Here is a 12,076-nt window from a genome sequence, read left to right as displayed (position 1 = left end):
GTTATTTTCGCCTGTATTTTGTCATTGAAATCATTACAATTGTAATGATTCTGAAAAGTTTCTTAATAGAAATCTGTGTTTTCCTAATGAAAGTAAGGTAAAAACTATTAAAAAATACTTTTCGAAAAATTACAAAGAAGATGTTGTAAAGTTCATTAACACAGCTAAAGGCAAAACACCTAATATAATTTATTAGATGTCTTCCTAAATTTTAGCCATAATAAAAATCGGCTAAAATATAACGTATTTTTTTATTGCATCAGCTACACCATCTTCATCATTAGAAAAAGTAATGTCATCAGCATATTGTTTCACTTTGTCTGGGGCATTGCCCATAGCAATTCCAATACCTGCGAATTCAATCATATCAATATCATTATAATTATCTCCTATAGCAATTATCTCTGATCTTTGTATATTAAGCTTTTGCATCAAGATCTCTATAGCTGAAGTTTTTGAAGCATTATTGGGCATTATTTCTAGATACGTAGGCTTTGAGGGATATACATTTAAATCACTTGAGTGAACACTTTTAATTTTTGCATTCAATAATTTTATGTCATTTGGTTTTCCCATACATAAAATTTTATTAGGTCCAGAATTTTCATTTTCCCACGTATTAAATAGATCAGTAAAACTTGTAATATTGGGGGTGATATTAGTTATTTCACTCTCCTGCTTAGCCCACTCATCTAACTCTTCAATATACCATTCATCATCTTTATATAAACTCATATGAACATTTAATTCTTTAACAAAACTATATACTTGTGTGACATCTAAAATTGCTATACCGCTACTTGATAAAATGTTAGCTTTGGCGTCTATAACTAAAGCACCACTATAACAAATAATTGGTTGCCTTATATTAAGTTCTTTTTGCAAAAATAATATTCCCTTTGGCATTCTTGCAGACACCAATATTACTGGAATTTGTTTTTCATTTGCAGCTACTCTAATTATATCATTTGTTTTTTGTGAAATCTTATGCTGAGAATTAAGCAATGTCCCATCAATGTCCAAACATATCATTTTAATTTTATTCATAATTATATTTCCCCCTTATTCTATAATATTCAACTCAATATTATGATATTTAATAATGTCCACATATAAAGTTGGTGGTATGCGGTCAGTAATAATGATATCGATTTGATCCCAGTTCAATCCTTTATAATAAGCAGTTTTTCCATACTTTTCAAAGTCTGCAAGTAAAATAACTTTATCAGACTGTTTTGCAGAGGTTTGCTTAATGAAAGCGTCTTCATGGTTAGCATAATAAATTCCATCCACCGTTATGGCAGCGGCACCTAAAAATGCTACATCAAAATGAATTCCTGAAATAGAATTCTTATAGTCTATATTGTAGAAAAAGCGATTGGCTTTGTTAAGACACCCACCTATGCAATGAACAGAAACCTCTTTGTTTTCTGAAAGTATTTCTATATTATCAAGAGAGTGAGTAAATATTGTAACATTTTTATTTAGTCCCTTTGCAAGATAACTTACTGTTGTAGATACATCAAAGAAATAATGTTCATTATCTTTAATAAACATTAAAGCTCTTTTAGCTATCTCTTTTTTTTCTTCTGAATGAGCTTCAAGTCGCTGCCGATAATTTCTAATTGTATCTACTAAGCCAGGAAGAGTAACCCCCCCATGAGTACGAATTACAGTACCTTCTTCTACAAGTTTTACTATATCTCGCCGCGCTGTATCCCTAGAGATAGTAAACATGTTGCATATTTCATGAACAGATAGGTTACTTGAGTATTGTAAATATTCTAGTATTTTTAAAAGCCTCTCCTCTTGATACATATAATCACCTCATAACTAATTATAAGTATATATAAGTACATTGTCAATATATTAAGTATATGTAAGTATATACTTAACATGATTTATTTTAACTTAAAAGTTTTTGGAGCTACCCTGTAAATCACAATTAACGCAACTGCCATGTATACAACAGTTGTTATAATAATTCCTGTAGTGAAATAATATGAAGATGTCCTAATTTGAAGACAAAGATAGCTAGCAAAATACATAACTGTGTTTATTATTTTAAATAATGGACTTTTTACCGTTAGCTGTTCTGTATAAGGCTGTAATACATAATACATAAATAAATGATGTATAGAAAAAAAGCAAGCTAAGCAAATTATACACAAAAACAAAGGGATCATTTTAATAAGTTGTGAGCTATCGCTAGCTATTATAATACAGGCTATAGCGACGCATAAAGTTAATGCTGGTATAATGTTAATAATAACTACCCTCTTAAGCCTTGAAGTGAAGTTGGATAAGATTACATTTGCCTCTCTATAATAAGCATATCTTAATAAACTTACGTCACAATTATAAAACATAGCTTTGCAGATTCTTTCTCCCGTTGATATACTGTACATTATAAACACCAACATTGGAATACTATCTTTAATTGTGTTCACTAATATTCCACGCTTACTTGCCATAAAAAATACAAAGTACAGCGCAATTAAAAGTAAAATAAATATTAATATAATTCTTTGCTTTATTGGATTAATCATTATTCTTCTAAAACGCAGAAAAAATAATGAGTTTAGATATTCATACCCCTGCTTTTCGTCATATTGTTTTGTATTTAAATCTTCCCTACTCATTCTCTCTTCATCTATTTTCACAGTTGCAAATGTAATTCCATTTTTTATATTTTCTATATTATATAAATTTTCCTTAGTTAATAATACTTTTGCAATTTGTGTATATCTCTTATATCTCCATATATATATATAAGAGGCGACCCCGATACCAAGTACAGTAATAACAACATAAGAGTTAAATAATATTAAATTAAAATCAATAGTGTACCCTAATAGAGGTAACCCATATGCAAGAAAAAGCCCACCAATAATTACGGCTGACATATATAATCCTTTCTGTTTTAACATTACTTCAGTCTTATCATATATGAAAAGCTGTAACCACTCTCCAATTAATCTAAAAGCTATTACTTCCCCAATAAGCATTATAGCTCTTAGTGGAGTATAGCCTATAATTAAATCTATGATCATTACAGGAATTACAAAATAAATAAAGTTAGTAATGTTTCTATATAGTAGTTCCCCAAGATAATAGTCTCTTGCGTCAGCCTTCATTAAGGTTATCATATTAAAGGCTGCTATATTGTTTTCATCAAGTATTATAGTTTTCATAAGTGGTCCCATAACAAGACTTAAAAAGAAAAATATGTGTATAAAAGCAGGTTGTAATTTTGTAATGTCATGAGTGATTAAATAAGATGGTAAAATAATCATTATGCCCAAGTATATAACTTTTCCTATGAATCCACCAAACACTCCTAATATACTGCGTATAACACCTATAATTAATTTAGCATGTGTTCTTTTATATAAATTATCGGGTATTTTTTTGCCAAGAATGGGTAATCTTTTAAGGAAATATATAAAAGTATTAGCTTGCTCTACGAAAGAGACCTTGAAGCTATTTATAAATAGACTAATCATTGCCTTTCTCCTTTAATATCTCAACAATTTTTTCTTCAAATTCAACACTCTTTAAAACCTCACTATCTACTTCTTCTAAAATATAATTATTTAGAACCAATATTTCATCACATAAATCTGTAGCTAGTTGAAGAATATGTGTAGAAAAAATAATAATGTGCTCACTTTTCATTTTTATGATTAAGTTTTTAATTTCTAATGCCACCACTACATCGAAAGAAGTCAAAGGTTCATCTAGTAAAATTACAGGAGGTTTAGTTATCAAAATACAAATCATTTGCATTTTATTTTTCATTCCGTGAGAATATCCCTTTATTAAGCGATATCTATCTTCCTCATTGATCTTTATAATATCAAAATACTCATCTATGGTGAGTAACTTTTTAATCTTATCCTTATTTATATCAATATAAAACCTTAGAAATTCATATCCGGTTAAAAATTCCGGAAGGGCAGGTTCAGAAAAAACATATCCTACCTTTCTATAGTTTATATCCTCAGTTTCTTTTCCATCTTCAATAATAGTAACATTACCATTATCATACTTAATTTCTCCACTAATACAGTTAAAAAGAGTTGTCTTACCTGCTCCATTTCGCCCCAACAATCCATAGATTTTCCCTTTTTCAAATGTATATGATACTTTTTTTAGTACTTGTTTATCACCATAACTTTTATCTATGTTTTTAAGTACTAATTTCATTTTTTTTGCCCCCTAATTACTATTACGTGAATTATATTATAATAATTGTTTTTTCTCACATGAATATTATACCATTAATTAATGAATCCGTTATTGCATTTTTTCCCGAAAACATTTTCTTTACAAGTGCTTATTAAAAATTAATTTCTTGGTAACTAAATCATTTCAACCTTTTACTCATAAGTCCTTTAATAATATGATAAAATATATAAAATAAGGTGAAAAATAAAACTTTACCATGTCACTGGTTAGGAGGTATTAATTATTGATCAATGTTTTGATAGTTGAAGATGATCCCATGGTAGTAAAATTCAACAAATATTATTTAGAACATGTTGGTGGTTTTCAATTAAAAGGTGTTGCTGCTTCAGCTGAAGATGCATTTAAAATTTTAGAGGAAGATCCTATAGATTTAATATTATTAGATATATACATGCCTGGAATGGATGGGCTTGAGCTACTCTCACAGCTTAGAAAAACCGATAAAAATATTGATGTTATTATAGTAAGTGCTGCAAAAGACAGCGCAAGTATAAAAAAGGCGCTCCAAAATGGGGCTGTTGATTATCTAATTAAACCTTTTGAATTTGAACGTTTTAATTCGGCATTATCATCTTTTAAAAACAGAGAAAAGTTTATGAATAGTTCTAAAAATATAAGTCAAGAGGAATTAGATAAGCTTTTACTTCACAATGAGAAACCCTCTAACCTTGAATCCTTTCCTAAAGGCGTTGATAGAAACACATTAAAGCTTGTATGGGATAAAATATTAGAAATAAAAGATACAGCTTTTTCAACAGTTGAATTGGCAGTTCTTTTAGGAATATCAAGGGTCTCTATTCGAAAATATCTAAACTTTCTAGAAGAAATAAACGTTTTAAAAAAAGAATTGATTTATGGTTCTCTCGGAAGACCAATTTATAAGTATAAATTATTAAAGTCAAATACTAATTTTATTAACAGGTATTTATAATACACTAGGTAGTTTATCTATGTAAGCATATAAAATATATAACCTTATGGGTCTATATGTTTTATATGCTTACTTTAATTACAAAACACTTTATAAAGTTTAATATACTACTAAAGTTTTTCTTATTGTTTTATAATTTCATTATAATAATTAAATGCAATAATAAAATAGGAGGTATTTCATATGAAATCTGATGTAAACGTTAAACCCAAAAACTCACCGAGTTTTATATCTAAAATTACTACTTTAAAGATAGGTGTTATTCCATTACCCTTGTACTTAGTTATATCATGTGTTATCTTTGCCGCTTCTTTTTATGGAAAACTTCCAGCAGATATGATTGGTGGTTTTGCGACAATTATGATTATGGGTATACTGTTAGGTGAGGCAGGAAAGAACATACCAATATTAAAAAATATTGGTGGTCCAGCAATATTAGCATTATTTGTTCCATCTTATATGTTATATGCAAACCTTTTAAATCCGAGCACTGTGAAATCGATTGTTGCAGTAATGAAAACCTCAAACTTTCTATACTTATATATTTCTGTTTTAGTAGCGGGAAGTATACTCGGAATGAATAGAAAGGTATTGATTAAAGGATTTACTCGTATGTTTGTTCCCCTGATTGTTGGAACAATTGCAGCTGTATCCACAGGTATACTTGTAGGATTATTATTTGGATATACACCTTATAGAACCTTCTTTTTTATTGTAATGCCAATTATTGGAGGAGGAATAGGTGAAGGAATACTCCCTCTAACATTATCGTATTCGGAAATTCTTCATCAAGGTCAACAGGTATTTATAGCTCAAATGATTCCAGCTGCATTGCTTGGAAATGTTGTAGCAATTATTTCAGCAGGCTTATTAAAGCGTTTTGGTGAAAAAAGGCCAGAACTTACTGGTAATGGTACATTAGTTAAAAGTGGTGATGATAGTGAAATGTTAAATGATACGACCCCAGATAAGGCTATAGATTTCTCCTTAATGGGAGCTGGACTATTAATCGCTTGTACTCTTTTCATATTTGGTAGCCTTTTAAGTAAATTCATTCCAATTCCCGGGCCAGTTATTATGATCTTTACAGCGGCGATATTAAAAATTTTAAAGCTAATGCCAGAAAAAATGGAACAAGGTGCATATCACTTGTATAAATTCATATCTGGGTCCTTAACCTTCCCACTAATGATTGGCCTTGGAGTATTATACGTGCCATGGGGAGAATTAGTAAATGCCATTACTCCAGCATACATTACAATATGTGCATCTACAGTTTTAGCTATGATTTCCTCAGGTTTTTTTATTGGGAAATATGTAAATATGTATCCTGTAGACGCTGCAATTGTAACAGCATGTCACAGTGGACTTGGTGGCACAGGAGACGTAGCAATATTATCATCTTCAGACCGTATGGAATTAATGCCTTTTGCACAGATTGCTACTAGAATTGGTGGAGCTTCAATGGTAGTAATAGCAGCGTTATTAATGAAATTTGTTTCTTAGTAACTTAGTTAAGTGGAGGAATAAATTTAGAATCAACAACTTAAATATACAAAATAAAGAGGTGCTTTATTGCATCTCTTTATTTTTATATATAAAAGTTTGATAAAAAAATATATAATAGATATAAGACAGAAATAAAATTACAGGAAATGAGGTAATAACAGTGAAAAAAACGATTAGGTTGCAAACAAAGCTCACCATATTAGTGATACTAGTTGTCTTTATTTCCATCTCTATAATTATATTATTTGTAACCTCATGGATGACAAATAATATAGAAAGTAAGGTTAAAACAAATATAATGAATGTTGCTGAAATTGTCGCGCATTCACCAGAAGTAAAAAAGGCATTAGAAATAAAAGATAAAAATAAAATCATAGGCATTTATGTAAATTCTTTGTTAAAAGAAGTAGCCCAAATAGAATATATTATTGTAGTTGATATGAATGAAATAAGATATTCCCATCCTAATCCACAAATGATAGGTAAAAAGTTTACTGGTGGTGACGAATATAACGTTCTAAATAAAGGAGAAACTTATATTTCTGAAGCTAGCGGAACCCTTGGAAAAGCATTAAGAGCTTTCACTCCGATATATGATATTAATAATAAACAAATAGGTTTTGTAGCTGTAGGAACCCTCACACACAGTATAGAAAAATCAAAACATACAGCTATTATGTATTTAATTCTTATTACTTTAGGAGCTTTAACTGTAGGAATCATAGGAGCTTTTTTATTAGCTAAGAACATAAAAAAGACATTACTTGGGCTAGAGCCACAGGATATAGCAAAACTTTATAATGAAAAAATGAGTATAATTGATGCCATTCACGAAGGCTTGGTAGCAGTTGATAAGAATGGACAAATAACACTCATTAATGACTCTGCATTAAAAATATTACAATTAGAAAATGAATATAATAAAAATCAAATAATAGGACAAAAAATGGATGTTCTATTTCCAACTACTCGTTTATTATCCATAACACAATTAGGATTATCTGAATATGACCAAGAACAATATATAAATAACACTTTAATTATGACTAATAGAGTTCCAATAAAAGATAAGCAGAAAATCATTGGTGCGATTGCCACTTTTAGAGATAAAACTGAGGTAACTAATCTTGCTGAAGAGCTAACTGGTGTAAGGCAAATCGTTGAAGCGCTTAGAGCAAACAATCATGAGTTTATGAATAAGCTTCATGTCATACTAGGATTGATACACATTGGAGAATTAGATGATGCTAAAAAATATATTACTAACATAACTGAGAAAACGCAGAAGCTTTTAAGTGAAGTTACAAATAAAATTAAGAATCCCACTATTGCGGCATTAATGCTAGGGAAATTTAGCAGAGCAAAAGAATTAAAAATAAATTTAATCATTGATGAAGCTACAAATCTCGAGAATAACCTTAGAAATATTTCTAACAATGCCTTAGTAACCATAATAGGAAATTTAATAGAAAATGCAATGGAAGCCGCTAGCAAAAGTATAAAAGAAGATAAATATGTTAATGTTAGAATTCAAGAAAGCACTAAAGAAATTAAAATTATGGTTCAAGATTCAGGAATTGGAATAGAACAAAAATATCTTAAAACAATATTTGAAAGAGGATATACTACAAAAGCAGGTAGTTCTGGAATTGGTCTAGCCCTGGTTAAAGAAGCCATTGATAATTTAGAAGGTAAAATAACTGTGACATCTCAAATAAACAAAGGAACAATAATCACAGTAATATTGCCTAACTATAATACTCATATATAAGCTATTCATCCCTTAACTTATAAAGAATGAATAGCTTGGAATTAAATTAGAAACTTTAATGATGGTTCCTACTTATAAAAAAAATTATGATAGGCTTGTAAGAAGCCTATCATAATTTATACATAAAACAAGAGGGGCATCAATTAACTAACTTAATGAATATACAAAAACTAGTTCCTTTGTCTAATTCACTACTTACATAAATTTCTCCCATATGGGCATCTACTATAGACTTTACTATAGATAAACCTAGCCCGTATCCCCCATACTTTCTTGACCTATGGGCCTCACTTCTGAAAAACCTATCAAATATATCAAATAGATCTTTTTCGGGTATACCTGTTCCGTTATCTTCAATCTTAAGAACTAAAAAAGATCCTAAAGGCTTATCAATGGAGTTCACACTAATACTAACAACTCCATTTGTTTCATCTGTATGTTGTATTGCATTTTGTACTAAGTTATAAATTATTTGTTTGATTTGATTTTTATTCACTTTAACTAACAAGTTATTTGTTAATTTTAATTGTATTTTTCTTTGACCAGCGAGTATTTTAAGTTGGGGATATACTTCTTCTATAATATCCTTAATATTTTCGTTTTTCATTTCAACTTTTATCTGTTGATCTAGCTTAATAAGCATTAAAAGTTCATTAACTAACTCAGTAAGACGTTCGCTCTCTATTAAAATACTATTTAAAGCTATATTTAACTGGTTTTCATTTTTAGCTGCTCCACGAAGTAAAACCTCAACAAAACCATGAATAGACGTAAGCGGAGTCCTCATTTCATGAGAAGCATCTGAAATAAATCTTTGCATCTTATCCTTTATAAATTGTTCCTTTTCAAAAGATGTTTCTATCCGTTTAAACATACCATTAAAAGCGTCAGAGAGACTATCTATTTCAAACTGACCATTGTCTATAGGTAATCTCAAATTTAATTGTCCTACTGTTATTTTATCTAATGTGTTCGTCAAGTTATACAAAGGTTTTAAAGTATATTTTAAAACTGTTATTCCAATTAATATACCTAAAATTATTATTACAATAGAGGCCACAATATAAAAATATACTTGCTTGCGTAACATTGTATTTATTGGTTCTACCGTGGTGCTTATTTGAATTAGACCAAGTGTTAGAGGTCCAGAACTAATTTTTTTAAATTTAAGCATATCCCTATTGTGAGTCTTATTTTCAATTATTTTATAGTTTTCTCCATTTCCACTTTCTTTAAGTAACCTTTTATATTCCTCTCGTGTTAGATTAGGGGGTGTTATATCTCCATTTATTCCTTTACTTTCAGATAGAATTTCACCTTTTTTATCAACTATAACCACACTAGTATTACGGTCAGAAATTAAATTAACAAGAAACTTCGCCTTTAATTTAGAATTGTTTGAGGATTTTGACTCTTGCAGATCGTCTTTATCCAAATCATGTAATCTAGCCTCAAGAACTTGGTTTTTTCCTGATAATAAATAACTTCTAGTAATAAAGAATTGAGATATCCCCATAATAATGAGCAAAAGCATTAGCATTAAAGACCATCTAATTAATAACTGCCATTTTAAACTTTTTGATTTAAATGCCGCTTTAATCCTTGTCATAATATTACAGCCTTATATCCAACTCCACGTAAAGTGCAGATAACGTTATGTCCCTTATCATGAATTTTATCTCTCAAGTATCCTATGTATACTTCAACAATATTTTCCTCACCATTAAAGTCATAACCCCAAACTTTTTCTAATATAATTCGTTTACTTAATACTAAACCGTTATTAACTATTAAATATTTAAGTAAGTTATATTCAGTTAGAGATAACATCAAGAGCCTATCCTGATAAATAATTTCATGTGCACCATCATCTATAGAAAAATCTCCTACTCTAATAATATCTAATAATTCTGGAAACGTGCTTCTAAGTCTAGCATTAATTCGAGCTACTAATTCTTTAAAACTAAAGGGTTTAACCATATAATCATCTGCACCTAAATTAAGTCCTCGGACACGGTCATCTATTTCATCTTTAGCTGTTAACATTATTATAGATGTTTTTATATATTTTCTTATTTCTAAACATGCTTCATAACCACTAATTCCAGGTAGCATTATATCAAGAATTATAATATGAGGTCTTATTGCTTTTGCTTTATCTACTGCCTCTATACCGTCATATGCAGTATGGATAGTAAATCCTTCAGCCTCTAATCCCATTTTTATGAATTCAACTATACTTTCCTCATCATCTACTATTAAAATATTTATTTGTTTTTTTTCTTGTATGCTCATATTCTTCTAATTCTGTAATTCTTTAAAATTTCATCCATAACCCAAGTTGTTCGTGCAGCACTAACCCCTTTACTCGGGCTTACTCCGACACCGTTAAGTTCATTTACGATTACTTGAATTAATTGTTGTTGTATATGAACTGGCTTTAAAATGTGCAGCGGAGTGGTCTTCTCAAGAGTTGTAAGTAAAATCGGTTCTTCTCCATAAGTTGAAAATGATATCTTTCCGCGACTTCCGACAATTTCATTCATATCATAATCTGAAAAACTTGAAAAACACCAGGCCCCAGTTCCTTTTACTCCAGATTCAAATGAAAGTGAAGCTGTAACAATGTCTTCTGCTTCATACAGTTTTGCCTGGTTACCTGCATGACCAACTGCCTCTTTAATTGGTCCCAAAATATAATCTAAAGTATCAAGAGTATGAGAAGCAAGATCCAAAAATTGTCCTCCACCTGAAATTTCTGGTATTACTCTCCATGGAAATTCTCCAGATTTCGGATCACATTTAACTGCTTTCCTGTATAAAACAACTGTAACTAAACGTACTTCTCCAATTTCCCCAGAATCAATCAATTCTTTAACCTTGTTGAAACGATCCAAAGCCCTTCTGTAATACGCTACAAATAATGGTACACCAGCATTTTCACATGCCTCAATCATAGCTGTGCATTCTTCAAAATTTCGTGCCATTGGTTTTTCAACATAAACTGGTTTTCCTGCTTGTGCACATTTCAATGTATACTCTTTATGAAATGCAGGTGGAGTAGCTACGTAAACTGCATCAACATCAGGGTCATCTATTAATTTTTGCGCATCATCATACCACTTTGGCACGTTATGGCGCAATGCATAATCTTTAGCTAAATCTCCATTACGACGCATTACGGCCACTAATTGAGAATTTTTAGAATTTTGAAAACCAGGTCCACTCTTAACTTCAGTAACATTCCCACATCCAATAATTCCCCAGCGTATCGTCTTCATTTTAATCAATCCCCTTATTATATTATATTATTTACGTTTTCATTATACTTACTCTAATTGCACCTAAAAATATTTTAATATAAGTATATCAAAAATATGAATCATTAGTAAAGGACTTTAATGATAGTATCTTTATAAATAAAAAAAAGATGACAAAAGCCATCTTTTTTAACATTTCCACAAAATAAAACCACTAAGATAAACTTAGTGGTTTTTTATAACCTGGCGACGACCTACTCTTCCACAAGGTTACCCCTGCAGTACCATCGGCGCATTGAAGCTTAACCTTCGTGTTCGGTATGGGAACGGGTGTTACCTTCAGGCCATAATCAC

Annotated in this window: 10 protein-coding genes and 1 rRNA gene; 3 read left to right on the top strand and 8 right to left on the bottom strand. The window is 30.1% G+C overall.

All coding sequences use genetic code 11. From position 1 onward, the window contains the following. Positions 1 to 231: 231 nt before the first annotated feature. From LGK95_RS17305 to LGK95_RS17290, 4 genes are all read right to left on the bottom strand, one after another. Positions 232 to 1,047, bottom strand: coding sequence for a Cof-type HAD-IIB family hydrolase (locus tag LGK95_RS17305; protein ID WP_226126164.1), 816 nt, complete (start codon positions 1,045 to 1,047; stop codon positions 232 to 234). Positions 1,048 to 1,062: 15 nt separating this feature from the next. Continuing rightward, complete coding sequence (locus LGK95_RS17300) at positions 1,063 to 1,818, bottom strand: DeoR/GlpR family DNA-binding transcription regulator (RefSeq protein WP_226126163.1); 756 nt, start codon at positions 1,816 to 1,818, stop codon at positions 1,063 to 1,065. 83 nt (positions 1,819 to 1,901) lie between these two features. Beyond that, positions 1,902 to 3,506 carry a SoxR reducing system RseC family protein gene (locus LGK95_RS17295; protein WP_226126162.1) on the bottom strand — a complete coding sequence of 535 codons (1,605 nt, stop codon included), beginning with the start codon at positions 3,504 to 3,506 and terminating at the stop codon, positions 1,902 to 1,904. Next, on the bottom strand, positions 3,499 to 4,209 hold the full coding sequence (locus LGK95_RS17290; protein WP_226126161.1) for an ABC transporter ATP-binding protein: 711 nt from the start codon (positions 4,207 to 4,209) through the stop codon (positions 3,499 to 3,501). The genes LGK95_RS17295 and LGK95_RS17290 overlap by 8 nt, the downstream gene beginning before the upstream one ends. Before the next feature lie 265 nt (positions 4,210 to 4,474). On the opposite strand from LGK95_RS17290, the gene LGK95_RS17285 reads away from it, so the two are divergent. The 3 genes from LGK95_RS17285 (at position 4,475) to dcuS (ending at position 8,462) form a co-directional block, all read left to right on the top strand. After that, positions 4,475 to 5,182 (top strand): response regulator, encoded by a 708-nt coding sequence (locus LGK95_RS17285; protein ID WP_226126160.1) that lies wholly within the window; start codon positions 4,475 to 4,477, stop codon positions 5,180 to 5,182. 183 nt (positions 5,183 to 5,365) lie between these two features. Beyond that, positions 5,366 to 6,688, top strand: coding sequence for a 2-hydroxycarboxylate transporter family protein (locus LGK95_RS17280; protein ID WP_226126159.1), 1,323 nt, complete (start codon positions 5,366 to 5,368; stop codon positions 6,686 to 6,688). Positions 6,689 to 6,851: 163 nt separating this feature from the next. Further along, positions 6,852 to 8,462, top strand: a complete 1,611-nt coding sequence (dcuS, locus tag LGK95_RS17275; RefSeq protein ID WP_226126158.1) for a DcuS/MalK family sensor histidine kinase — start codon at positions 6,852 to 6,854, stop codon at positions 8,460 to 8,462. Between the two features lie 139 nt (positions 8,463 to 8,601). Here dcuS and LGK95_RS17270 read toward each other — a convergent pair whose 3' ends face one another. The 4 genes from LGK95_RS17270 to rrf all read right to left on the bottom strand — a co-directional run. Beyond that, entirely contained in the window at positions 8,602 to 10,071 is a 1,470-nt protein-coding gene (locus tag LGK95_RS17270; RefSeq protein ID WP_226126157.1) for a HAMP domain-containing sensor histidine kinase, read from the bottom strand. Then, positions 10,068 to 10,757: a response regulator transcription factor gene (locus LGK95_RS17265; RefSeq protein WP_226126156.1), complete on the bottom strand. Its 690-nt coding sequence runs from the start codon at positions 10,755 to 10,757 to the stop codon at positions 10,068 to 10,070. The genes LGK95_RS17270 and LGK95_RS17265 overlap by 4 nt, the downstream gene beginning before the upstream one ends. Continuing rightward, positions 10,754 to 11,743 (bottom strand): Gfo/Idh/MocA family protein, encoded by a 990-nt coding sequence (locus tag LGK95_RS17260; RefSeq protein WP_226126155.1) that lies wholly within the window; start codon positions 11,741 to 11,743, stop codon positions 10,754 to 10,756. The genes LGK95_RS17265 and LGK95_RS17260 overlap by 4 nt, the downstream gene beginning before the upstream one ends. 220 nt (positions 11,744 to 11,963) lie before the next feature. Further along, positions 11,964 to 12,076, bottom strand: a 5S ribosomal RNA gene (gene rrf, locus LGK95_RS17255); the annotation flags it as partial.

The sequence above is a fragment of the Clostridium algoriphilum genome (assembly GCF_020443705.1).
Classification (GTDB): Bacteria; Bacillota; Clostridia; order Clostridiales; family Clostridiaceae; genus Clostridium_AD; species Clostridium_AD algoriphilum.
The sequence above is the reverse complement of the archived record's forward strand: the minus strand, read 5'-3'. Positions and strand labels throughout refer to the sequence as shown.

Coding starts and splice junctions, on each gene's coding strand:
- LGK95_RS17305 (WP_226126164.1), bottom strand. CDS start 1,047: ATGAATAAAATTAAAATGATATGTTTGGACATTGATGGGACATTGCTT.
- LGK95_RS17300 (WP_226126163.1), bottom strand. CDS start 1,818: ATGTATCAAGAGGAGAGGCTTTTAAAAATACTAGAATATTTACAATAC.
- LGK95_RS17295 (WP_226126162.1), bottom strand. CDS start 3,506: ATGATTAGTCTATTTATAAATAGCTTCAAGGTCTCTTTCGTAGAGCAA.
- LGK95_RS17290 (WP_226126161.1), bottom strand. CDS start 4,209: ATGAAATTAGTACTTAAAAACATAGATAAAAGTTATGGTGATAAACAA.
- LGK95_RS17280 (WP_226126159.1), top strand. CDS start 5,366: ATGAAATCTGATGTAAACGTTAAACCCAAAAACTCACCGAGTTTTATA.
- LGK95_RS17270 (WP_226126157.1), bottom strand. CDS start 10,071: ATGACAAGGATTAAAGCGGCATTTAAATCAAAAAGTTTAAAATGGCAG.
- LGK95_RS17265 (WP_226126156.1), bottom strand. CDS start 10,757: ATGAGCATACAAGAAAAAAAACAAATAAATATTTTAATAGTAGATGAT.
- LGK95_RS17260 (WP_226126155.1), bottom strand. CDS start 11,743: ATGAAGACGATACGCTGGGGAATTATTGGATGTGGGAATGTTACTGAA.